At 62.5% G+C, this 23,217-nt stretch carries 21 protein-coding genes; 12 read left to right on the top strand and 9 right to left on the bottom strand.

Annotated elements, in window-relative coordinates:
* Positions 1-9: 9 nt before the first annotated feature.
* From whiA to PYR64_RS08275, 7 genes are all read left to right on the top strand, one after another.
* The gene (gene whiA / locus PYR64_RS08245; protein WP_018777554.1) at positions 10-990 is read left to right on the top strand and encodes a DNA-binding protein WhiA; all 981 of its coding nucleotides are present in this window, start codon (positions 10-12) and stop codon (positions 988-990) included.
* A 175-nt stretch (positions 991-1,165) separates the two neighbouring features.
* On the top strand, positions 1,166-1,789 hold the full coding sequence (locus PYR64_RS08250) for a superoxide dismutase (protein WP_018777555.1): 624 nt from the start codon (positions 1,166-1,168) through the stop codon (positions 1,787-1,789).
* 271 nt (positions 1,790-2,060) lie between these two features.
* The gene (gene gap, locus PYR64_RS08255; protein WP_189075589.1) at positions 2,061-3,071 is read left to right on the top strand and encodes a type I glyceraldehyde-3-phosphate dehydrogenase; all 1,011 of its coding nucleotides are present in this window, start codon (positions 2,061-2,063) and stop codon (positions 3,069-3,071) included.
* Between the two features lie 9 nt (positions 3,072-3,080).
* Positions 3,081-4,307, top strand: coding sequence for a phosphoglycerate kinase (locus PYR64_RS08260; RefSeq protein ID WP_275779373.1), 1,227 nt, complete (start codon positions 3,081-3,083; stop codon positions 4,305-4,307).
* 77 nt (positions 4,308-4,384) lie between these two features.
* Positions 4,385-5,200, top strand: coding sequence for a triose-phosphate isomerase (tpiA, locus tag PYR64_RS08265; RefSeq protein WP_018777558.1), 816 nt, complete (start codon positions 4,385-4,387; stop codon positions 5,198-5,200).
* Positions 5,201-5,236: 36 nt separating this feature from the next.
* The gene (secG, locus tag PYR64_RS08270; protein WP_018777559.1) at positions 5,237-5,494 is read left to right on the top strand and encodes a preprotein translocase subunit SecG; all 258 of its coding nucleotides are present in this window, start codon (positions 5,237-5,239) and stop codon (positions 5,492-5,494) included.
* 167 nt (positions 5,495-5,661) lie between these two features.
* Positions 5,662-6,057, top strand: a complete 396-nt coding sequence (locus tag PYR64_RS08275; protein WP_079581468.1) for an RNA polymerase-binding protein RbpA — start codon at positions 5,662-5,664, stop codon at positions 6,055-6,057.
* On the opposite strand, the gene pgl is transcribed toward PYR64_RS08275, so the two are convergent.
* The 6 genes from pgl to tkt are packed head-to-tail and all read right to left on the bottom strand — an operon-like array spanning position 6,010 to position 14,242.
* A complete protein-coding gene (gene pgl, locus PYR64_RS08280) occupies positions 6,010-6,828 on the bottom strand; it encodes a 6-phosphogluconolactonase (RefSeq protein ID WP_039241216.1) in 819 nt (272 codons plus the stop codon). The genes PYR64_RS08275 and pgl overlap by 48 nt on opposite strands.
* A complete protein-coding gene (locus PYR64_RS08285) occupies positions 6,818-7,759 on the bottom strand; it encodes a glucose-6-phosphate dehydrogenase assembly protein OpcA (RefSeq protein WP_275779376.1) in 942 nt (313 codons plus the stop codon). The genes pgl and PYR64_RS08285 overlap by 11 nt, the downstream gene beginning before the upstream one ends.
* On the bottom strand, positions 7,756-9,312 hold the full coding sequence (gene zwf, locus PYR64_RS08290; protein ID WP_039241219.1) for a glucose-6-phosphate dehydrogenase: 1,557 nt from the start codon (positions 9,310-9,312) through the stop codon (positions 7,756-7,758). The genes PYR64_RS08285 and zwf overlap by 4 nt, the downstream gene beginning before the upstream one ends.
* A 15-nt stretch (positions 9,313-9,327) precedes the next feature.
* Positions 9,328-10,959, bottom strand: coding sequence for a glucose-6-phosphate isomerase (locus tag PYR64_RS08295; protein WP_039241221.1), 1,632 nt, complete (start codon positions 10,957-10,959; stop codon positions 9,328-9,330).
* Positions 10,960-10,965: 6 nt separating this feature from the next.
* Positions 10,966-12,084, bottom strand: a complete 1,119-nt coding sequence (gene tal / locus PYR64_RS08300) for a transaldolase (RefSeq protein ID WP_018777564.1) — start codon at positions 12,082-12,084, stop codon at positions 10,966-10,968.
* 31 nt (positions 12,085-12,115) lie between these two features.
* On the bottom strand, positions 12,116-14,242 hold the full coding sequence (gene tkt, locus PYR64_RS08305) for a transketolase (RefSeq protein ID WP_196802756.1): 2,127 nt from the start codon (positions 14,240-14,242) through the stop codon (positions 12,116-12,118).
* A 428-nt stretch (positions 14,243-14,670) separates the two neighbouring features.
* On the opposite strand from tkt, the gene PYR64_RS08310 reads away from it, so the two are divergent.
* The 5 genes from PYR64_RS08310 (at position 14,671) to PYR64_RS08330 (ending at position 20,347) form a co-directional block, all read left to right on the top strand.
* Positions 14,671-15,633: a heme o synthase gene (locus PYR64_RS08310; protein WP_018777566.1), complete on the top strand. Its 963-nt coding sequence runs from the start codon at positions 14,671-14,673 to the stop codon at positions 15,631-15,633.
* A 376-nt stretch (positions 15,634-16,009) separates the two neighbouring features.
* Entirely contained in the window at positions 16,010-16,327 is a 318-nt protein-coding gene (locus PYR64_RS08315; protein ID WP_275779378.1) for a peptidase inhibitor family I36 protein, read from the top strand.
* A gap of 4 nt (positions 16,328-16,331) precedes the next feature.
* Positions 16,332-17,237, top strand: coding sequence for a hypothetical protein (locus PYR64_RS08320; protein WP_275779379.1), 906 nt, complete (start codon positions 16,332-16,334; stop codon positions 17,235-17,237).
* Entirely contained in the window at positions 17,224-18,390 is a 1,167-nt protein-coding gene (locus PYR64_RS08325) for a hypothetical protein (RefSeq protein WP_275779380.1), read from the top strand. The genes PYR64_RS08320 and PYR64_RS08325 overlap by 14 nt, the downstream gene beginning before the upstream one ends.
* 10 nt (positions 18,391-18,400) lie before the next feature.
* A complete protein-coding gene (locus PYR64_RS08330) occupies positions 18,401-20,347 on the top strand; it encodes an ATP-binding cassette domain-containing protein (protein ID WP_275779381.1) in 1,947 nt (648 codons plus the stop codon).
* Between the two features lie 68 nt (positions 20,348-20,415).
* On the opposite strand, the gene PYR64_RS08335 is transcribed toward PYR64_RS08330, so the two are convergent.
* The 3 genes from PYR64_RS08335 to PYR64_RS08345 are packed head-to-tail and all read right to left on the bottom strand — an operon-like array spanning position 20,416 to position 23,136.
* Positions 20,416-21,360, bottom strand: coding sequence for a COX15/CtaA family protein (locus PYR64_RS08335; protein WP_275779382.1), 945 nt, complete (start codon positions 21,358-21,360; stop codon positions 20,416-20,418).
* A 49-nt stretch (positions 21,361-21,409) separates the two neighbouring features.
* Positions 21,410-22,174 (bottom strand): ABC transporter permease, encoded by a 765-nt coding sequence (locus PYR64_RS08340; protein ID WP_018777572.1) that lies wholly within the window; start codon positions 22,172-22,174, stop codon positions 21,410-21,412.
* On the bottom strand, positions 22,171-23,136 hold the full coding sequence (locus PYR64_RS08345; RefSeq protein ID WP_039241235.1) for an ABC transporter ATP-binding protein: 966 nt from the start codon (positions 23,134-23,136) through the stop codon (positions 22,171-22,173). The genes PYR64_RS08340 and PYR64_RS08345 overlap by 4 nt, the downstream gene beginning before the upstream one ends.
* Positions 23,137-23,217: the final 81 nt, after the last annotated feature.

Here is a 23,217-nt window from a genome sequence, read left to right on the forward strand (position 1 = left end):
GAATACGCGATGGCACTTACTGCGTCGGTCAAGGACGAACTGTCCCGGCTGGACATCAAGAAATCTTCGGTCCGCAAGGCAGAGGTCTCTGCAATGTTGCGCTTCGCGGGTGGCTTGCACATCATCTCCGGCCGGATCGTCATTGAGGCAGAGGTCGACCTCGCCTCGACCGCCAGGCGCCTGCGCGCCGCGATCGCCGAGGTCTACGGACATCAGAGCGAAATCATCGTGGTATCCGGGGGAGGCCTGCGCCGCGGGAGCCGCTATGTGGTCCGCGTCGTACGCGACGGAGAGGCTTTGGCACGTCAGACAGGCCTTCTGGATGGCCGTGGACGGCCGGTGCGCGGACTGCCGTCGGTAGTGGTCAACGGTTCTGCCGCGGACGCTGAAGCCGTGTGGCGCGGAGCTTTCCTTGCCCATGGTTCCCTCACCGAGCCAGGGCGGTCCTCGTCCCTGGAGGTGACATGCCCGGGTCCTGAATCCGCGCTTGCGCTGGTGGGCGCTGCCCGCCGTCTGGGCATCCAGGCCAAGGCACGCGAGGTCCGCGGCGTGGACAGGGTGGTCATCCGCGACGGAGACACCATCGCTGCCCTGCTGACCAGGATGGGTGCCCATGACGCGCTCATGGTCTGGGAGGAACGCCGGATGCGGAAGGAAGTCAGGGCTACCGCCAACAGGCTGGCGAACTTTGATGACGCCAACCTGCGCCGCTCGGCCCAGGCTGCAGTGGCGGCCGGTGCCAGGGTGGACCGGGCCCTTGAGATTCTGGGCGACGACGTCCCGGACCACCTCAAGTACGCGGGGGAGCTGCGCGTGGCCCACAAGCAGGCCAGCCTGGATGAACTGGGCCGGCTTGCAGACCCGCCCATGACCAAGGACGCCATTGCCGGGCGCATCCGCCGTCTTCTCGCCATGGCCGATAAGCGTGCTTTGGACCTCGGAATTCCCGGGACTGAGGCAAATGTGACTCCCGAAATGATGGACGAGTAGTAAGCACCCATAGAATCGGGAAAGTGTGGAGGAAATACTGCGAGGCAACTGCTGGTTGACCCCGGTGGAGGCAAGAGCAGTTATCTTCCCCAAGGATTTCCGGCTGGTCCGCCGGTCGGATGAACATAACGAGAGTTACCAAACCGGACGTTAGTCCATTACATTGGAGGATTTCGTGACAGAGTACGTTCTGCCCGAGCTCGGCTACGACTACGCAGCACTTGAGCCGCACATTTCGGCAAAGATCATGGAGCTGCACCACAGCAAGCACCACGCTGCCTACGTTGCAGGCGCCAACAACGCCCTTGCCCAGCTGGCCGAGGCCCGCGACAAGGGTGACTTCGCCAACATCAACCGTCTCTCCAAGGACCTCGCGTTCCACACCGGCGGCCACATCAACCACTCCGTGTTCTGGAACAACATCTCCCCGGACGGCGGCGACAAGCCCGAGGGCGAGCTGGCCGCAGCCATCGATGACGCCTTCGGCTCCTTCGACGCTTTCCGCGCCCAGTTCACAGCAGCCGCTCTGGGCCTGCAGGGCTCCGGCTGGGCCTTCCTGGCCTACGAGCCCATCGGTGGGAACCTCCTCATCGAGCAGCTCTACGACCAGCAGGGCAACGTAGCTGTTGGCACCACCCCGCTGCTGATGCTCGACATGTGGGAGCACGCGTTCTACCTGGACTACGTCAACGTCAAGGCTGACTACGTCAAGGCCTTCTGGAACATCGTCAACTGGGCCGATGTCGCCAAGCGCTTCGAAGCAGCACGCACCAACGCCACGGGCCTCATCGTCCTGTAGCTGGTGAGCTCCGGTTCACGCCGATGTAACAAAAGTCACTTTTGGCGTGAATTGAAGCGAAATGCTGAAAAGCCTGCCTCCGCAGTTGCGGGGGCAGGCTCAATTAAACGTAAGATGGATCACGGAAGGCGGTTAGCCTTCAGCAACGTGGCTGGTCGCCCTCCGATCTGATAATCACCTCTGCCCAACGACGTGCGGGGTCTGTTAGTTGGAAATATTTGATCCGACTCACTAGGCGTGCTTGCAAGAGCACCAAGGAGATTGACACATAGTGACCACCCGTATTGGTATCAACGGCTTCGGCCGCATCGGCCGTAACTACTTCCGCGCAGCACTGGCCCAGGGCGCAGACCTTGAGATCGTCGCAGTCAACGACCTCACCAGCCCTGAAACCCTCGCCCACCTCCTGAAGTATGACTCCGTCGGTGGACGCCTCGCCCAGACCGTGGAAGTTGTCGATGGAAACCTGGTAGTCGACGGCAAGTCCATCAAGGTGCTTGCCGAGCGCGATCCCGCGAACCTCCCTTGGGGCGATCTCGGCGTCGACATCGTGATCGAATCCACCGGCTTCTTCACCAAGGCCGCAGCAGCGCAGAAGCACATTGATGCCGGGGCCAAGAAGGTCCTCATCTCCGCACCTGCCAGCGACGAAGACATCACCATCGTCATGGGCGTCAACGACGGGCTTTACGACCCCGCGGCGCACAACATCATCTCCAACGCCTCCTGCACCACCAACTGCCTCGGCCCGCTGGCCAAGGTCGTAAACGACGCGTTCGGCATCGAGCGTGGCCTCATGACTACGGTCCACGCCTACACGGCTGACCAGAACCTGCAGGACGGCCCGCACGGCGATCTTCGCCGCGCACGCGCCGCAGCCATCAACATGGTTCCCACCTCAACAGGTGCAGCCAAGGCAATTGGCCTGGTCCTGCCGGAGCTCAAGGGCAAGCTCGACGGCTACGCCATCCGCGTACCGGTCCCCACCGGCTCGGCCACGGACCTCACGGTCACCGTTTCCCGCGAAGTCACGGTTGAGGAAGTCAACGCAGCCGTCAAGGCAGCAGCCGAGTCCGAGCAGTGGGCCGGCATCCTGTCCTACACGGATGCGCCGATCGTTTCGTCGGACATCGTCGGGGACCCGGCGTCGTCCATCTTCGACTCCGGCCTGACCAAGGTCATCGGCAACCAGGTCAAGGTTGTTTCCTGGTATGACAACGAGTGGGGTTACTCCAACCGCCTCGTAGACCTCACGGAGCTCGTTGCATCCAAGCTGGGCTAGGGTAGACACATGACATCTCACACCCTCAACGAACTCATCGCTGAAGGTGTCCGCGGGCGGTACATTCTGGTCAGAAGTGACCTGAATGTGCCGCTCGACGGCTCTATAGTGACCGACGACGGCCGCATCAAGGCCTCCCTCCCGGTCCTCAAGAAGCTCTCGGACGCCGGTGCCCGTGTGCTCGTGACAGCCCACCTCGGACGCCCCAAGGGCGCGCCTGAAGCCAAGTTCTCATTGAAGCCCGCAGTGGAGCGCCTTGCCGAACTCGCTGACTTCAAGGTCCAGCTTGCTGCGGATACAGTCGGTGACTCCGCCAAGGAGCATGCCGCTGCGCTGCAGGACGGCGACGTGCTTGTCCTGGAGAACGTCCGCTTTGACGCCCGCGAAACCAGCAAAGACGACGCCGAACGCGGCGCCTTCGCTGATGAGCTGGTTGCCCTGACGGGCAGCAATGGAGCGTACGTGGACGACGCATTCGGTGCAGTCCACCGCAAGCACGCCAGTGTCTACGACGTCGCCACACGGCTTCCGTCGTATCTCGGTGATCTTGTCCATACCGAGGTGGAAGTTCTGCGGAAACTGACCACTGACACCCAGCGCCCATATGTCGTGGTTCTTGGCGGGTCCAAGGTCTCCGACAAACTGGCCGTCATCGACAACCTGCTGGGCAAGGCCGACACCATCCTTGTGGGTGGCGGCATGCTGTTCACCTTCCTTGCAGCAGCAGGGCATAAGGTTGCTGGCAGCCTCCTTGAAGAAGACCAGATTCCGGTTGTCCAGGATTACCTCAAGCGTGCTGCCGATGCAGGCACCTCCTTCGTCATTCCAACTGACGTTGTTGTGGCCAGCCGTTTCGCAGCGGATGCTGAGCATGAGGTCGTCAAAGCAGATGCCATCGAGGAGAGCACCTTTGGCGCTTCCGGCATCGGCCTGGATATCGGACCTGAATCAGCGTCGGCTTTCGCTGCCCAGATTGAGGGCGCCAAGACCGTCTTCTGGAACGGCCCCATGGGCGTTTTCGAATTCGAAGCGTTCGCCAATGGCACCCGGGCCATCGCCCAGGCGCTGACGGACACCGTGGCTTTCACCGTGGTGGGGGGCGGCGATTCTGCTGCCGCAGTCCGTACCCTCGGGTTCGAGGATTCGCAGTTCGGCCACATCTCCACAGGTGGCGGCGCCAGCCTTGAATACCTTGAAGGCAAGGAACTTCCCGGCCTGAGCGTCCTGGACCGCTAAAGCAACAAACCGGCCGGCAGGACGCCACTGCGTCCTGCCGGCCGTTCCACATCCCAACGCATTCTTTTGGAGTACATGTGACTACCTCCGCCAACGGCAACTTCGTCCGTAAGCCCTTCATCGCCGGTAACTGGAAGATGAACATGGACCACGTGCAAGGCATCACCTTGCTGCAGAAGCTCGCGTGGACCCTCTCCGACGCCAAGCACGACTACAACCGCGTTGAGGTCGCCGTGTTCCCCCCCTTCACCGATCTGCGCGGAGTCCAAACCCTCGTCCAGGGCGACGAGCTCGACATCGTCTATGGCGGCCAGGATCTTTCGCAGTTCGACTCGGGAGCCTACACGGGCGACATTTCCGGCCAGTTCCTTAACAAGCTGGGATGTTCCTATGTTTTGGTGGGTCACAGCGAGCGACGAACCATCCACAACGAATCGGACGAGGTCCTCAACGCCAAGGTCAAGGCAGCCTTCCGCCACGAGGTCACTCCCGTCCTCTGCGTGGGCGAAGGCCTCGAAATCCGCCAGGCAGGCACCCACGTTGAGCACACTCTCGCGCAGCTGCGTGCGGGGGTTGATGGACTGACTGACGAACAAGCCGCGGATCTCGTCGTGGCTTATGAGCCCGTCTGGGCCATCGGTACCGGTGAGGTAGCGGGCCCGGAGGACGCGCAGGAAATGTGCGCAGCCATCCGCGCAGAACTCGCAGTGCTTTTTAATGACGCTGTCGCGGCCAAGACCCGCTTGCTCTACGGAGGCTCCGTCAAGGCCAACAACGCCGCCGCCATTATGGCTGGAAGCGACGTTGATGGACTGCTTGTGGGTGGCGCCAGCCTGGACCCCGCAGAATTTGCTAACATTGTCAGGTTCGAGAGCCACCTCGTCACGGACTAGTCCGGCTCCCGTTTTCCGCTTCTTCGAAAGGCCGTCGTGGACGTTCTTCAAGTCATTTTGCAGATTCTGCTGGCTATCACCAGCCTTCTGCTGACGCTGCTTATCCTCCTGCACAAGGGACGTGGCGGCGGTTTGTCCGACATGTTCGGTGGCGGAATGAGTTCGGGGTTGAGCTCCTCCGGTGTTGCCGAGCGCAACCTGAACCGCTTCACCATCATTCTTGGCGTCACTTGGGGCGTTGTCATCATCGGGCTGGGGCTCATTATGCGCTTCACCTCGGGCGGCGACTCCTAGCAGCCACCGGGTGGGGAGGTTCCTTGACGGGAGCCTCCCCATTTTTGTGTCCGGATCGGCACACAACTACCAGTGCCGCCGTCGGGCCCCTCGCATTAGACTGGCCCTGTTGGCTGTAAAGCTTCCAGGGCCGTGACGGCCGACCACCGAGTCGCTAGGGGTTCGAAATGGTTCATGGCACGCCAGGTTATCGGGGCACCCGCGTGGGTGTGGCCCAGGGGTCTGAACCCAGAAATCACAGCGACCACGGACAAGGCGAGCAACTGCCGCGTATTCGGGTTCCCTACTGGTGTGCCAAGGGACACGAAACGCGGCTTGTTTTTCTTAAGCTTCCAGACGAGCAGATCCCGAAGACCTGGGACTGCCCCAAGTGCGGAATGCCCGCGTCACGTGATCCTGAGAGTCCAGCCAATCCACGACCGGAAGACGAACTCTTCAAATCCCATCTGGACTACGTTAAAGAAAGACGCTCCAGCCAGGACGCTGAAATTGTCCTGGCCGGAGCGTTGGAAAGACTACGCGCCCGCGGGATCCTTTCGGACCAACTGCTGGGGGACACGTGAGGCTGCGTTCTCGTCAATGAGCCATAGAGTCCTGGTGCGTCCTGCCGGCCCCGCTGCGGGAACCTGGACCGGATTGGCGCCGGCCAAAGCCAAGCCCACGGCGCCGGCCTTGTCCTCACCCGCCACCACCATCCAGATTTCCTGAGCGGTATTGATCGCCGGCAATGTCAAAGAAATACGCGACGGCGGGGGCTTGGGCGAGTTTTCGACGCCAACCACGGTGCGGCTCTTCTCGCGGATTCCCGCCTGCTCGGGGAAGAGCGAGGCAACGTGCGCATCCGGTCCTACACCGAGCAGCAGGACATCGAAACGCGGCAGGTTTCCAGGCTGTTCAGGCCTGTCGTCCGACATGTCCGCGGCGTGCTCGGCCTCCGCAGCCGCCTTGAGCTCGGCTTCGTAGGCCGCTGCAGCTTCATCCGCCGTGGCGAATTGATCTGTTGAGCCGGGCTCATGCACCCTGGCCGGGTCCACCTGCAGGTGGGACAAGAGCGCCTGATGGGCCTGGCGGGTGTTCCTGTCGTCGCTGTCAGCGGCAACGAACCGTTCATCTCCCCACCAGAAGTTGACCCTCGACCAGTCCACGGCCGGAGCCGCGGCGGAGTCGGCAACGGCCTTCAGGGTACCGATGCCCACCGTGCCACCGGTGAGCACCACTGTGGCCTCGCCGTGCTTGTCCTGGACATCCACTAGTTTGGTGATGAGTCGCGCCGCGATGGCGGCCATCAACACCTTTGAATCCGGGTGGATGCTTACTCTTGGCTCAGCGTGCACTGGTTTGGACTCTCCTCTGGCTGGTAAGTGGCAGTCCCATCGTAATCACTTCTCCGAAGACTTCGTCCGGATCCAGCCGCCGGAGTTCCTCAGCGAGGCAATCCTTGAGGCTTCGCCGGGGAAGCGTGATACGCTGCGCCGGCTGTCCCGGCTGCGTCAGCTCCGCGACGGACAGGCCCGGACGGAAAAGCTGCACGTCACCACTGGCGCGGGTGAGACGAACGCGGCGAATGCCGGTGCCCGCGGGGTCCGCCACAATCGTGACAGGCGCCTGCAGGGCCAAGCTCAGCCATGCCGCCAAGAGCAAGGTGCTGGGGGAGTCCGAGGCACCCTCCACAGCGACGGCGGAGACAGGGGCACCATCCACTTGATCGAAGACTGCAGCGAGCTGCATGCGCCAATTGGTCAGGCGCGTCCACGCGAGGTCGGTATCGCCGGCCTTGTACGTAGCACGGATGTTCTCCAATGCCAGGCGGGGATCGGGCTCGTTGGCGGAGTCGGTGATGCGGCGGTGCGCAATCCGGCCTATCGAGGTTTCACAGGCGCTCTCCGGGGCTCCGTGCGGCCACCAGGCCACGATCGGAGCGTCCGGCAGGAGGAGAGCCGAAACCAGGGATTCGCTCTCGTGGGCCATGTGCCCGTGGCCGCGCAGGACGATGACTTCCGACGCGCCGGCGTCTCCACCGACGCGGATCTGGGCGTCCAGACGATCGGGGCCTTCAGACCCGGCGTCGGCGAGCACAATGATGCGGCAGGGGTGTTCCCGGCTGGCTTCATTGGCCGCTTCGATGGCTTCTTCTTCCTGCCCGGACTTGGTCACCACAACCAGCGTCAGGACCCGGCCCAAGGCAATCACGCCACCCTGTTCGCGCAGCGACATGATCTTCTTGGAGATCTTGGAAGTTGTCGTATCGGGAAGATCTACGATCATGGCCTTCTCCAGGTTCGTCCGTCACGGGCCAGCAGGGCATCGGCCGATGCCGGTCCCCAGCTGCCGGGTGCGTAGGGTTGCGGTTGCTCATCAAGCCCGGCCCAGTAGTCCTCGAACGGATCCAGGATCTTCCAGGATAGTTCCACTTCCTGATGGCGCGGGAAGAGCGGCGGCTCGCCGAGCAGCACGTCCAGGATCAGACGCTCGTACGCTTCGGGGCTGGACTCTGTGAACGAGTGCCCGTAGCCGAAGTCCATGGTGACATCGCGGACTTCCATCTGCGTGCCCGGCACCTTGGAGCCGAAGCGGATCGTGGCGCCCTCGTCGGGTTGGACACGGATAACTACGGCGTTCTGGCCGAAGTCGTCCTCGCCGTGGTCACGGAAGAGCAGGTTGGGTGCCCTCTTGAAGACCACTGCGATTTCGGTGACTCGGCGGCCCAGGCGCTTTCCGGCGCGCAGGTAGAACGGAACCCCGTTCCACCGGCGGGTATTGATATCCACGCGGATCGCGGCGTACGTCTCGGTTTTCGAATCTGCCGGGATGCCATCCTCGTCCAGGTAACCGAGGACTTTCTCGCCGCCTTGCCAACCGCCTGTGAACTGGCCGCGGGCGGAGTGCGTGGAGAGGTCCTCTGGCAATTTAACGGCTGCGAGGACTTTTTCCTTCTCTGCACGCAGATCATCTGCGTTGAATGAGATCGGCTCTTCCATGGCAGTCAACGCCAGAAGCTGCAACAGGTGGTTCTGGATGACGTCGCGGGCTGCACCCACACCGTCGTAATAGCCTGCGCGACCACCGGTGCCGATGTCTTCGGCCATGGTGATCTGGACGTGGTCCACGTAGTTGGCGTTCCAGAGGGGTTCGAACAGCTGGTTCGCGAAGCGAAGAGCCAGGATGTTCTGGACCGTCTCCTTGCCCAGGTAGTGGTCAATCCTGAACACGGCATCAGGCGGGAACACGGACTCCACGATGTCGTTGAGCTGGCGGGCTGATTCGAGGTCGTGGCCGAACGGCTTCTCGATCACCACACGGCGCCACTGGCCGGGCTGGGCCTGCGCCAAGCCGTGCTTGGAAAGCTGACGACATACCTGTTCGAACGCCTTCGGCGGGATGGACAGGTAGAAGCCGTGGTTGCCACGGGTGCCGCGGGTTTCGTCCAATTCGTCCAGGACATCGCCCAGACGCTCGAAAGCGTCGTCGTCGTCGAACTCGCCCTGAACAAAACGGATACCGGAAGCGAGCTGCTCCCAGACACCTTCGTCGAACTTGGTACGGGCGTGGGCCTTGACGTTTTCCTTGACCTCAGCCGCGAAATCGGCGTTGTCCCAGTCCCGGCGCCCGAATCCCACCAGTGCAAAGCTCGGCGGTAACAGGCCCCGGTTGGCGAGGTCGTAGACCGCCGGCATGAGTTTCTTGCGGGCGAGGTCCCCGGTCACTCCGAAGAAGACCAACGACGACGGCCCGGCGATGCGGTTCAGGCGGCGGTCCCGCGGATCCCGCAAAGGGTTCCGCAGGCCGCCGTTCTTCCTGCCGTTTTCAGTTTCTGGCATGTTTTTCTATGTGCCTTAGCTTTCGAGTGAGCTGGCCTGGCCGGCCAACGCAGCGACGACTTCCTGAAGCTGAGCTACGCCGGCAGCGCGCTCGGTGAGGTGCAGGCGAAGCACAGGGCGGCCATGGCCTTCCAGGACCTGGGCGTCACCGGACGCCTGGGCAGCGATGAGCTGGCCGAAGGTGAACGGACGCTCAGGGATCTCGAGGTCAGTGGACGAGGCCGCGGTGATCTGCAGGAATACACCGATGGCCGGTCCGCCCTTGTGGAACTGGCCGGTCGAGTGGAGGAACCGCGGTCCCCAGCCGAAGGTCACCGGACGGCCCGATACAGCTGCGAGTTCATCCCGGATACCCTCAAGCGGAGCATGGGTGATGCGGTCAAGGTAGGCCTGGACGCTAAGGTAGCCATCCGAGCCAAGCTGGCCGAGCAGGGCCTGCACGGCATCAGTTACCGAATCCGCAGAGCCGAGCCATTCGCCTCCGCGTACTTCCACTGCTCCGTCGGTAAACGCTGCAGGCGTGGGTTCCGGGCGGGCATCCAGCAAGCCGCGTGCAGCCACCTTGGCAGCCTCGACGTCGGGCTGGTCGAACGGGTTGATGCCAAGCAGACGGCCCGCCACGGACGTGGCAAACTCCCACACAAACATCTGGGAAGCAAGCCCGCCGGCAATCGCCACCTCGTTTTCGCGAAGTTCGATGTCGGCATCGGCACTTACCAGACGGACCACCAGGACATCCTCGGCGCCGCCAAGGGCTTCGGGGGAGTCCGGACCGGCAACCACGGGCAGGACACCCGTGCCGAGCTTGCCCGTGGACTCTGCGATGAGCTGTTCAGCCCAGTCAGCAAAGCCAACAATGCCGGAGCCGTCCTCGGCGATGACGATCTTGTTGCGCAAGGGAGAGGTACCACCCAGGGCAATGCCGAGGGCAAGACCGATGTTGTCGGTCGAATCCTCGTTCAGGATCTCGGCTGCTTCTTCTGCTTCATCCAGGAACGCCTGGATATCCACGCCAGCCAGGCCACAAGGGACAAGGCCGAAAGCGGTCAGGGCCGAGAAGCGGCCGCCTACGTTGGGATCCGCGTTGAAAACGGCACGGTAGCCGGCCTCACGGGATGCTTTGTCCAACGGCGAACCGGGGTCTGTGACGATAATGATGCGGCTCTTGGCGTCGATGCCGGCGTCGTTGAACGCCTTCTCGAAGACCCGGCGCTGCGAGTCGGTCTCCACGGTGGAACCGGATTTGGAAGAGACAACGATGGCAGTTTCAGCCAAACGGTCCGCCAGCGCAGCACTGACCTGTTCAGGGTCGGTGCTGTCCAGCACAGTCAGCTCGACGCCAGCGGTGCCGGCAATGACCTCGGGAGCCAAAGAGGACCCACCCATGCCACACAGGACAATGCGCGAGACGCCTTCGGCCCGAAGGGCATCACGAAGCTCCAGGATGTCGCCAACCAGGGACTGGGAAACCGTGGCCGCTTCTACCCAACCGAGACGGATGGCCGCCTCGGACTCCGCGTCGGGACCCCACAACGTGTGGTCCTTGGCAAAGATGCGGGTGGCGATCCTGTCTTCGACCAGGCCGTCAATGTGCTTGGCGATGGCTTGCTGCGCAGCACCGCTGGCGTCGTAACTGAGTGTGCTCATGGTCGCTTAGGAGGCCTTCCGTGCGGTGACGAGTGCGCCTTCGACGTCGGCGAGGAGTTCCTTCCAGGAGCCCACGAACTTCTCGAGGCCTTCGGTCTCAAGAAGGGTCACGACGTCGTTGTAGGAGACGCCCAGCGCTTCGAGGGCGTTGAGGGTCTCGTTCGCTTCGTCGTACGTCCCGGTGATGGTGTCGCCGGTGACCACGCCGTGGTCGAACGTGGCATCGAGAGTCTTTTCGGGCATGGTGTTCACCACGCCCGCAGCAACGAGCTCCGTGACGTAGAGGGTGTCCGGGTAAGCGGGGTCCTTCACGCCGGTGGAAGCCCACAGAGGACGCTGGGGGAGTGCGCCGGCCTCAGCCAGCACTGCCCAGCGCTCGGTGGAGAAGAGCTCTTCGTAGACCTGGTAGGCCAGGCGTGCATTGGCAACGCCGGCCTTGCCCTTGAGTGCTTTGGCTTCTTCGGTTCCGATGGCATCCAGGCGCTTGTCGATCTCGCTGTCCACCCGGGAGACGAAGAACGAGGCAACGGAGTGGATCTTGGAGAGGTCGTGGCCGTTTTCCTTGGCCTGCTCCAGGCCGGACTGGAAAGCGTTGATGACGGCGCGGTAGCGCTCCAAGGAGAAGATCAGCGTGACATTGACGCTGATGCCTTCGGCCAGGGTAGCCGTGATGGCCTCGAGGCCTTCCAAGGTAGCCGGGATCTTGATGTGGACGTTGTCCTTGTTGACCTTAGCGTAGAGGTGCTTGGCCTCGGCGATGGTGCCCTCGGTGTCCCAGGCAAGGCGGGGGTCCACCTCGATGGAAACGCGGCCGTCGACACCGTTGGTGGCCGCGGCAATCGGGGCGAAGAGATCGCAGGCATCGGCGACATCGGTCGTGGTGATTTCGAAGATGGTCTCTTCGACGCTGGCCCCGGCTTCCGCCTTGGCCGCGATGGTTGCGTCATAGTCCGTGCCGGAGGTGATTGCGGCGTGGAAGATGGACGGGTTGGTGGTGACACCAACAACGTTCTTTTCGTCGATGAGCTTCTGCAGGGTGCCCGTTTCCAGGCGGGTGCGGGAGAGGTCGTCGAGCCAGATCGAAACGCCGGCGTCGGAAAGCTGCTGCGTGGGAGTTGTAGACATGTGGTTTCTCCTGTTGTGAGGTATCAGGCTGTTACGCGTTGGCGTCTGCGAGGGAGTCCTTGGCTGCGGCGGCGACGGCTTCGGCGGTGATGCCGAATTCGTTGAAAAGCCGCTTGTAGTCGGCCGAGGCGCCGAAGTGCTCCAGGGAGATCGAACGGCCGGCGTCGCCGACGAATTCGCGCCATCCAAGGGCGAGGCCGGCTTCGACGGAAACACGGGCCTTGACGGCCGCCGGCAGCACGGATTCGCGGTAGGCCTCGTCCTGCTTGTTGAACCATTCAACGCAGGGCATGGACACGACGCGAGCTGCGATGCCTTCTGCTTGGAGGGCTTCGCGGGCCTGGACTGCGAGCTGGACTTCCGAGCCGGTGCCGATCAGGATGACCTGTGCGTCAACGGTCTCGCCGTCCTTGGAGGCTTCGGCCAGGACGTAACCACCCTTGGCAACGCCTGCGGTGGAAGCGAAGGTGTCACCGGCGGCTTCACCTTCGCCGCGGGCGTAGGTGGGGATGTTCTGGCGGGTCAGCACAATGCCGGCGGGGTTTTCGTGGTTCTCCAGCATGGCCTTCCATGCAGCGGAGACCTCGTTGGCATCGCCCGGGCGGACAACGTCCAGGCCCGGGATGGCACGCAAGGAAGCAAGCTGCTCCACCGGCTGGTGGGTAGGTCCGTCTTCGCCCAAACCGATGGAGTCGTGCGTCCACACATACAGGGACGGAACGCCCATCAGTGCGCCGAGACGGATAGCCGGACGCTGGTAGTCGCTGAAGATCAGGAACGTGCCGGAGAACGCGCGGGTGCGTCCGTGCAGGGAAATGCCGTTCACGATCGAGGCGGCAGCGTGCTCACGGATACCGAAGTGCAGGACACGTCCGTACGGGTTGCCCTTCCAGGCATCCGTGGAGCGCGAGGTCGGGATGAACGACGGCGAGCCTTCGATGGTGGTGTTGTTCGACTCGGCGAGGTCGGCCGAACCGCCCCAAAGCTCAGGAAGGACCGGACCGATGGCGTTGAGGACCTTGCCCGATGCCGCACGGGTGGAAACGTCCTTGCCGGCTTCGAAGACAGGAAGCGCAGCGTCAAGCTCGGCCGGCAACTTCTTCGCTTCGACGCGCTCGAGCAGGGCAGCGGCATCCGGGTTGGCAGACTGCCATGCCTCGAACGATGCCTGCCATGCGGCCCGGGACTCGGCACCGCGGTCAAGGACCTTGCGGGCGTGGGCCAGGACTTCTTCGTCAACGTCGAAGGACTTGGCCGGATCGAAGCCGAGCACGCTCTTCAGTGCAGCGACTTCTTCGGCACCCAGGGCAGAGCCGTGGATCTTGCCCGTGTTCTGCTTCTTCGGGGCCGGGTAGCCAATGATGGTGCGCAGCGAGATGATGGACGGCTTGTTCGTCTCGGCCTTGGCAGCCAGAAGTGCCGAGTACAGTTCCTGCACGTCTTCGACGTATTCGCCGGTCTTGGTCCAGTCAACGCGCTGGGTGTGCCAGCCGTAGGCCTCGTAGCGCTTGAGGACGTCTTCGGTGAAGGCGATGTCGGTGTCGTCTTCGATGGAGATGTGGTTCTCGTCGTAGATCACAACGAGGTTGCCCAGTTCCTGGTGTCCGGCAAGCGAGGATGCCTCGGAAGTGACACCTTCCTGCAGGTCGCCGTCGGAAGCGATGACCCAGATGGTGTGGTCGAACGGCGACTCGCCGGCGGGAGCATCGGCGTCGAACAATCCACGCTGGCGACGCTGCGAGTAGGCGAAGCCGACGGCAGAAGCCAGGCCCTGGCCCAGCGGGCCGGTGGTGATTTCCACGCCGGCGGTGTGCTTGTACTCCGGGTGGCCCGGGGTCAGCGAACCCCAGGTACGCAGTGCTTCAAGGTCCTTCAGCTCCAGGCCGTAGCCGGAAAGGAACAACTGGATGTAAAGGGTCAGCGACGTGTGACCGGGGGACAGCACGAAGCGGTCGCGGCCCAGCCAGTCCGGGTTCTTCGGATCGTGGCGCATCAGCTTCTGGAACAGCAGGTATGCTGCCGGAGCCAAGCTCATCGCCGTGCCGGGGTGGCCGTTTCCGACCTTCTCCACGGCATCAGCAGCCAACACGCGAACGGTGTCAACAGCCTTCTTGTCCAGATCGGTCCATGACAGTTCTTGCTCTTCCAAATGTGGCACGAAAACCGAGCCCCTCTCTGTGCTGACGGCAGGCGTATGGACACGGCACGCAGGAAGCACAGGATGGCGCCCGCTGCAATGTGTCTACCAGCCGTTCACCATTGAAACGTTGATCTCTCATCCAGACCCACGGATATCCGAGAATACGGTTTCCCGGATGATCAACGTGTGCTGTTCTGCTCAACAGCTTAGCCCCAAACGTGTCATGGAACTCAGGGAATCCCACTAACTGGACAGAAATTCCCTTATATGAATCACGATTGCCCCCGGGAGCAGTGAAGATTCGGAAACATTGGCGTATTTTGCGGACATCGGTCCTCTTCCGGCCACGGTATGATATTTGGAGGCCACCAGCGGTTCATGCGCCCGTGTTTGCTTTCGAAAGCCGGGACGACATCCGCTGCGAGAACCCCAGAGCATAGAACAGAGTGACTGCCGCCGTGAGCACAACTGATACGCCCGTCAACGCTTCCCCGGCCCGGGGAAGCATCGGAACTTCCCGTAAATTAAAGGCGTATCTGGCTCTGACCAAACCCCGTGTCATCGAGCTGCTCCTGGTCAGCACCCTGCCCACCATGATCTTTGCGCAGCGCGGCTTCCCCTCCATCGGCCTGATCCTGGCAACCCTCGTCGGCGGCGCCTTCGCAGCCGGCAGCGCCGGTGTGTTCAACTGCTACATCGACCGCGACATCGACAAACTGATGCACCGCACCGAAAAGCGCCCGCTGGTGACAGGCGAAGTCTCCCCCCGGGAAGCCCTCGTTTTCGCTTGGATCCTTGGTGCCGCGTCCATCGCCATCCTGTGGTTCGGCGCAAACCCGCTTTCCGCCTGGCTTGGACTCGGCGCCATCGTGTTCTACGTGGTCATCTACACGATGATCCTCAAACGCCGCACAGCCCAGAACATTGTTTGGGGCGGCGCGGCGGGCTGCTTCCCGGTCCTCATTGCCTGGGCCGCGGTCACCAACACTGTCGAATGGCCCGCAATCGTCCTTTTCATGGTCATCTTCCTGTGGACGCCTCCGCACTACTGGCCCCTGTCCATGCGTTACGGCGAGGATTACCGCAACGCCAAGGTACCCATGCTCGGTGCGATCGCCGGTGCCAAGGTCGTTTCGGTGCAGGTAGTCCTCTACGCCTGGGCCATGGTTGCCTGTTCGCTGCTGATGATTCCGGTCGGAGGCGCGGGCTGGGTCTACACGATCGTTGCTGTGGCCGCCGGTGCATGGTTCCTCTACGAAAGCCACGCCCTCTACAAGCGTGCGCAGGGCGGCGATGTCTCCAACAAGGGCGCCATGAAGGTCTTCCACGGCTCCATCAGCTACCTGACACTCCTCTTCATCGCCTTGGCTGTGGATCCGTTCATCGGTTCCCCGATCATCGGCGGCTGATTCCACCCCTCCGTCCCGCAGCAATATCCGACGACGTCGGCACTCACCTGAGTGCCGACGTCGTTCCGTTTCCCCCATCGCTCGCTCACATCCCTACCGCTTGGACCCATCGCTCGCTCACATCCCGACCGCTTGGACCCATCGCTGAGCACCTAGATGGAGTGCCCACACCACCTATTTTGGCGATCTGACCACTCAAAGTTGATGAAATCACCACCTAGATGAGCCAATTTCCGTCTAGGTGGTGATTTTGGAGACCTACCGTTCGTGGAGGAACAAAGTTGTTCCGATTCAACTCGAGCATTGGGAATACATGAAAGCGGTACTTCGCACAGCGGGTGTTTTGGCAGTAGCGTCAGCCTCGGTCCTGACAGGAGTGAGCGCAGCTCAAGCCGCTCCTGCCTGCTCCACCGCCCGCGTTTGCTTTTACGACGATTATTGGTTCCTGGGAACCCCGCGCCCCTTCGGCTGGGTAACTTCCTACGTCGGCAACGCCGCAAATGACCAAGCCAGTTCCTTGGTAGTTGGGCCGCCGTCAGACTGGGCCTCGCCCTACGTGTACTTCTATCGGGATGCCAACTATGACGGCCACGCCATAATCTTCCGGGGCGGCAACGCAATGAATGATCTGCGTGGCAGTGCCATGATTCCCGGCGTGAATTGGGATGACGAAATCTCAAGTGTTTGGGGCTGAGTTCTTGAGGACCCGGGACGGTGGTCTCGCCGCGGTTTTTGCTGTCATCGTCACGATAGTGGCTCTGTTGGGAGCAGCTTGTTCAGCACCTCCAGCTTCACCGCCAGACCGCGGTTCCGATGGCAGCCTTCCGATCGTCGACCGTTCTGACGGAGCGGGGGCAAGGGCTTCTCTCAACGAGATCACCGGCGAAGTCCTCCTCCCCATGAGCAGCTATTGGTACTCGGATCGAGAGAACCTCATCGTCAACACCGCGGTCGCATTCCTTATCTACGATTGCGTCGAAGATGCGGGCTTCGCCGGGGCTCCGCGGGGTGGAGCCGGTAAGGCACTGCAGGACCGCAGTTACGGTCAGTGGTCCCGGGCCCTTGCCGCGAGGAACGGGTTCAGCCCGGAAATCCGCAAAATCCCGGGCGTGCTGGACGCGCAGCCCGAGCGATCTCCCGTCACTGCACGACAACAGGAAGCCGAAACCAAATGCTACAACTCTGTTGGACGGGCGGGGTTTCCGGAGCTCCTCGAAGGATTGGCCGTCGATCAGTCGGTTCAGAACAGGATAGTGCAGACTTCCTTGGCCTTAACTGATCGAGACCCGGATTACGTGTCATATCGGCGGGCATGGGAGGACTGCGTGGCGGCCAAGGGTTTGAAGCTCGCCGGCTCGGATTCGTGGTCTTTCCAAGGCGCAGCGTCCAAAGAAGAGGAAGTTCGGATGGCATTGCTTGATGTCGAATGCAAGGACTCCAGCGGCGGGGCACAGCTTCCGTATGACATCCTCGCGCAGTACGAGGCCGCGCAAATGAAGGACCATCAGGCCGAGCTCAATGAAGTCGCTAGCCAGAAAGCTGCATCCGTCGAACGGGCCAAGCAGGTGCTGAGGGACCACGGCGTGGCCGATGCCAAGCTCTGAAACCATGCAGAACCCTGAAACCCAGCTCAACTCTGCAATGCGGCGCATTCCGCGATGGTGGCTCCTCCCGTGCGTCTTGGTGCTGGTAGTGGGCGGGCTGGGGGCCGCCTACTGGGCAGGTATCAGCGCGGCAGAGAGTGCCGAGTCACCTCAGGCCTCCCAGCAAACGGTTCCTGTATCCGCCACTGTGGAGAGGCGTGCCGTCGTAAAGCAGGTCGTCTTGTCCGGCAAGGTCGTCCCTGGGACGCAGTCAGCCATCAAGGCTGCCGCCTCCACCGGAATTGCCCGCCTGGTGGTGACGTCGGCTGCCAAGTCACCTGGCGAAGAGCTCGTACCGGGGCAACTTGTGGCCGTCGTCTCCGGCCGCCCACTCCTTGTCATGCCGTCCGCCGTCCCGCTCTACCGGGACATTTCACCGGGTCAGTCCGGGCCTGACGTCAAAGGTCTTCAGGAGGCGCTCACCAATTTTGGATTTCCTGTGCCCGCCAGCGGTGTATTCGACCACGGAACCCAGCTGGCACTCTCCAATTGGTACCTGGCTGCTGGATCAAAGGCGCCCACGGAGGTGGCGGCCGATAATCACGGCGACGATACCAACACCTCGGCTGTCATCTTCCGCTGGCAGGAATTCGTCCAGATCCCTGGCGATGTTGGAAAGATCGCAACTATTGCACAACCGGGAACTGTCCTCGGAGAGGACGGCATCGTCGCCAACGTAACCATCGCCCCTGACACCATCGTCGCGCGTGCCGACGTGCTGCAGGCGGAGTCATTCCCCGTGGGTGCAGCTGTGACAGTCCGTGCCGGATCGGCAACCCTTGACACAAAGGTTGCCGGAGTAAGTGCTTTCATCGCAGGAGGAAAAGACAGCAGCGACATTCCGGGAAAGGACATAACGCTGCCGCTGACGGCCGGCAGTGCAGGGTTTTCGGCCGGGCAGACACTAACGGTCACTGCCATCACCGCGGCCCCTGAAACCTTGGCGGTCCCTCTGATCGCAGTCCGTCAGGAGCGAGGCAGTGCCTTCGTTGAGGTTGAGGCCGGCCCAGATGTCCGACGCGTGGATGTCTCTGTGACGGGCCAAGCCGACGGGTGGGCTGCCCTGGCAGATGTCCCGTCCATTGCGGAAGGGGATCATGTCCGACTCCCATGATCGAACAACTGTGCCTGAACCAGCAAAGTGCGACCCGAACGGTCGGCCGGCGCTCCTAAGCCTGCGTGGGGTCACCCGCTCCTTTTCGGGAACGGAAGCGCTCAGAAGCATCGACCTGGATATCCATGCGGGGGAATTTGTAGCGATCGTGGGACTTTCAGGTTCCGGCAAGTCGACGCTCCTCAACATCCTGGGCCTTTTGGATACGGCGACCAGCGGTACCTACCTCCTTAGCTGCGCGAACACGGCAGGATTCAACGAGGGCCAACGCGCTGAAAGCAGGGCCCGTACATTTGGCTTTGTCTTTCAGGACTCCCATGTGGTGGGACGCGACTCAACAGCACGCAACGCCACGCTGGGTCTTCGCGCCCGGGGGATAAAGGCGGCGCTTCAGAAATCGCTGGTCTGGCCGCAATTACATCGTTTTGGCCTCGACCATCGCGTGGGCACACCGGCGGCGAGGCTCTCTGGCGGTGAACGGCAACGGCTCGCAATCGCCCGCGCTGTCGTCGGTGATCCAGACGTTATCCTCGCTGACGAGCCCACTGGAAGCCTCGACACAGCCAACGGCGCGATTGTGCTGCAGCACTTACGCGAGCTTCACGAGGGCGGGACCACCGTCATCATGGTCACTCATGATCCGGGCACTGCCGCCTCCGCAGACAGAGTCATCACGATACGGGACGGCCAGGTGATCAGCGATACGGGAGCGGCGGTCCGTCAAGCGACGGCGACGGACGCACAGGTTTCCCCATCCGCGTCCGCCCTCAAGCGTCAGCGCATAAGTGAGTTCACCGACCTCGTTGCCGAGGCACTCTCCGCCCTTACCGGACGACCCGGGAAGGCACTGCTCTTGATTCTGGCTTTTCTCATCGGCAGCGGTGGCTTGGTCGCAGCCATCGGTCTTAGCGAAAGCGCCGCCGTTAAGGTCGTGGACCGCATTGACGACGCCGCCAGCGATGAAGTCCGAGTAAACCGCGACGGCGGGTACCCATCCTGGGATGCGGTCCGATCCGACCTCGGACGAGCAAAGCAGCTTAAGGGAGTCCGGGGAGGCGGAATTGTCGCCGAGCTATCGGCTTCGGTTGTCCTCCCGTCAACCTTCCGCCCAGGCACTTTTCCTGATCAACCCGTATTTGGTGGGGCAGTCAGAGTGGCGGACTCCGGCTATCTGGCGATACAAGGCGCAACGGTTTCGTTCGGTGACCCGGCCCTGCTCGATCAATCATTTGGTGGTCCAGTGGCATTCATCGGTCGAGGAGCAGCGCAGGATCTGGGCATCGGCACCCCTGGGCCCGGCGCCGTCGTCTGGCTCTTTGGGCAACCTGTTCCGGTGGTCGGCCTCATTACGGACCCGGGACGGGACCCCATTCTGACCGAAGCTGTGGTGGTGGGACTCGGATCCTATTCCGTCACAGACAGAATGGCGGCCAGCCTGGTTTTGCGCACGGACCCCGGAATGCCTGCCGCAATTGCGGAGGCAATTCCCAAGGCGCTAAATCCCACCGAAACGGGCGCCGTCAAGATTGAGACGGTGGCTGACCTACGCGAACTCAAGCAAGGAATCAATTCGGATCTCGGCCAACTGGTAGCGATAGTCTCTGTCGTCCTGTTGGCCATCGCGTGCCTCAGCGCAGGCACGACGATGTATCTCGGAGTGACAGCGAGGTTCAATGAGATCGCCTTGAGGCGGGCCCTCGGTATGCGGCGCTGGCCGCTGGGCTGCATGTTTCTCCTGGAAGGGGCCATCGTCGGGGCGATCGGCGGCGCAGCAGGGGCCGCCATTGGAATGGCCGCTGTCCTTAGCTATGCGGCGAGTGAGGGCTGGGTGCCGGCCATTCCAGGGTTTGCCGCACTCTGGGGAATCGGCGCAGGCACCCTGAGCGGCACCATCGCTGCCGCGTACCCTGCCCTCGTTGCATCCAGGGCCGACCCAGCCCAGTTGATTCGCCTCTAGCCACTGGCAGGTAACCAGCTACCAGAAGCGCGTTACCCGAGGGCCTGTTCCCAACCCGACAAGTACGCCTAGCCGACCGGACTGTGTTTGGCGACGTCCGCTGCATTCGTGGCAGCGCTCATCAGCAGCGCAGCGCCCAGCATGTGCGCCCCCACCAGAAGCGCCGGAATGCCGTTGTAGTACTGGGTGAAGCCAATGACTGCCTGCAGCAACGTCACGCCCAGCAAGAGGAAGGCAGCAGTGCGGAACGGACCACTGATCCTGCGCCGGACCACCAGGAACACGGCGAGGAGGGTGCCGGCCGTGATGAGGTAGGCGGGAATGGCGTGGATGTGTGAAAAGAGATCCCAGTCGAGGTCATTCCTCGGAGCATCGGCGTCCCCGGCGTGCGGGCCGGCTCCTGTGACCACGACGCCGAGCATGACAGCGATGGCGGAGAACACGGCAACCGCCATCATCAGGGGACGAGTTACTGAAGGTAGTGCCGGCAGGGTCCTGTTCATGAATCGGCCCGTTCGCCCGTAGGCCCTGTTGACCAGCAAAGTTGCGAAGACAACGAGTGCCATCGAGACAAGGAAATGCAGGCCCACAACCCAGGGGTTGAGGTTGGAGAGCACGGTGATCCCGCCAATAATGGCCTGCGCCGGGATGCTGGCAAGAAGGCCAAGTGCCAGCAGGAAGAGGTCCCGGCGCTGCTTGCGGAGGTTCCACAGGTACACCAGCATGAGCGCGGCGACGGCGGCCAGGGCAAAGGTGAGCAGGCGGTTGCCGAACTCAATGAAACCATGGATGCCCATTTCGGGGGCATTGACCAAGGAGTCGTTGGTGCAGCGGGGCCACGTAGGGCAGCCCAAACCGGATGCGGTAAGCCGTACGGCGCCCCCTGTCACCACCAGGATGGTCTGCCCGATGAGCGACAGCAACGCCAAGCGACGTACGGCCGAGTTGACCTCGGTGGGCAGTTTGGATGTCCATTGCTGGACGGTTTTCGGGAGGCGGGATGCCGTGCTCACAGTTTTCTCACTTCTTAGTTCTGCTCGGATCAGTTTTGCTCGGATTTGCTTAGTTCCATTTGAACCAGCGGATGGCCGCGCCGCCTGCCAGCACGGTCCACAGCAGCAGGATCACAACGGCAGACAAGGGAATGGTGCCCTGAAGGAAGGCATCCCTCAGTCCTTGCCCAAGTGCCCCGGAAGGCAGGAAATGCACAATGCCCTGCAGAACCGCCGGCAGGCGATCGGCCGGTACGACGATTCCGCCCAGCGCACCAAGCAGGATCCAGAGCAAATTGGTAATGGCGAGCGTAGCCTCGGGCCGCACAGTGCCGGCCACCAGCAAACCGAGAGCCGTGAAAGCTGCTGCGCCAAGGACGAGCAGGCCCAGCCCGGGAAGCCAGGCTTCCGGGCGTGGCTGCCATCCAAGGAAACCTGCCACGGCGCCAACCACCAGGACCTGGAGGGCAAGGACCACCAGCACGGCAAGGATCTTCCCTGCAATGAGGCCGCCCCTGCCAAGCGGGGTGGTGGAGAGGAAGCGGAGCACCCCGTAGCGGCGATCAAATCCTGTGGCAATGCCTTGTCCGGTAAACGCGGTGGACATGGCGCAAAGAGCCAGGATGCCCGGCGTAGCGGTATCTACCCGCGAGGGACCGAGACCGTCCAGCAGCGGGGTCACCACCAGGCCCACCAAGGCCATCAACGGAAGGACGATGGCGAGGATGAGCTGCTCACCGTTGCGCAGCATGGTGATGGTTTCGTACCGTCCCTGCTGCATGATGCGGCGGGGCAGGGACGCCGGACCTGCGTTGGGAGCGAGTAGGCCGGTCATCGGAGGTCCCTTCCGGAGATGTCGAGGAAGACGTCCTCGAGGCTTCGTGATTCCAGGCGCAGCGATGCAGGCATGATGTTCCGTTCTGCCCACCAGGCAGTCAGCCCGGCGAGGTCAGCGGGAGTTATGGCGCCGGCAATGGCGTAACTTCCGGAGCGGGACTCGGTAATGCGGAGCCCGGCTCCCACGACGCCTGCGAAGTCGAGACCTGCAGGAGCATCGAAGTACAGGGTCCGGTCTGACGCTCCGGATTCGGTGGAATGGTCATGCCTGAGGAGTTCAGCCACTGTCCCTTCCGCCACGTTGTGTCCGCCGTCGATGATGTAGACGTAGTCCGCCAGCCGCTCGGCGTCGTCCATCAGATGCGTGGTGAGAACGATTCCCATGCCCGCGTCCCGCAGTTCGGCAATAAGTTCGAACACCATTTGCCGCGACTGCGGATCGAGCCCGGCACTGGGCTCATCAAGGAACAGGATCTCCGGGTTTCCAACGAGGGCTGCCGCCAAAGCCAGCCGTTGCTTTTGACCCCCGGAAAGACGCCGCACCCCGGTCCTGCTGAACTGGTTGATGCCCAGCCGCTCCACCAGGGCATCGACGTTCATGGGGTTCTTGTACATGCCGGCCACGTGGCGCAACAACGGGATCGGACGGGCCGACGGCGGCAGGCCACCGTCCTGGAGCATCACGCCTACCCGGGCGCGCAGTTCAGCACCTGCAGTGTCCGGATCCGCCCCCAGAAGGGTGATGGAGCCGCCGGTTCGCTTCTGCAGGCCCTGGGCACACTCCAGCGTGGTGGTCTTGCCGGCCCCGTTCGCACCAAGAAGTGCGGTTACCTGGCCACGCTCTGCCACCAGGGACAGTCCACTGACCACCCGTAACATTTTGCCGTCGAGGGAGGCCAAAGGGCCTACATCCTTGATGAGTCCGTCTATGGTGAGGACAGGAGATTCGGGTGAGCGCACCAAAGTATTCTACGTGAAGTAGTACGGTCACACTTGGCGCGGAGCCAAGGTCAGTCTTGCCTTACTGGATGCGTGAAACAA

It is taken from the genome of Paenarthrobacter sp. Y-19 (genome assembly GCF_029223985.1).
In the GTDB taxonomy this organism is placed as follows: domain Bacteria; phylum Actinomycetota; class Actinomycetes; order Actinomycetales; family Micrococcaceae; genus Arthrobacter; species Arthrobacter nicotinovorans.

Coding starts and splice junctions, on each gene's coding strand:
- tal (WP_018777564.1), bottom strand. CDS start 12,084: ATGTCTACAACTCCCACGCAGCAGCTTTCCGACGCCGGCGTTTCGATC.
- PYR64_RS08285 (WP_275779376.1), bottom strand. CDS start 7,759: ATGATCGTAGATCTTCCCGATACGACAACTTCCAAGATCTCCAAGAAG.
- PYR64_RS08325 (WP_275779380.1), top strand. CDS start 17,224: ATGCCAAGCTCTGAAACCATGCAGAACCCTGAAACCCAGCTCAACTCT.
- PYR64_RS08260 (WP_275779373.1), top strand. CDS start 3,081: ATGACATCTCACACCCTCAACGAACTCATCGCTGAAGGTGTCCGCGGG.
- PYR64_RS08275 (WP_079581468.1), top strand. CDS start 5,662: ATGGTTCATGGCACGCCAGGTTATCGGGGCACCCGCGTGGGTGTGGCC.
- PYR64_RS08295 (WP_039241221.1), bottom strand. CDS start 10,959: ATGAGCACACTCAGTTACGACGCCAGCGGTGCTGCGCAGCAAGCCATC.
- PYR64_RS08340 (WP_018777572.1), bottom strand. CDS start 22,174: ATGACCGGCCTACTCGCTCCCAACGCAGGTCCGGCGTCCCTGCCCCGC.
- whiA (WP_018777554.1), top strand. CDS start 10: ATGGCACTTACTGCGTCGGTCAAGGACGAACTGTCCCGGCTGGACATC.
- zwf (WP_039241219.1), bottom strand. CDS start 9,312: ATGCCAGAAACTGAAAACGGCAGGAAGAACGGCGGCCTGCGGAACCCT.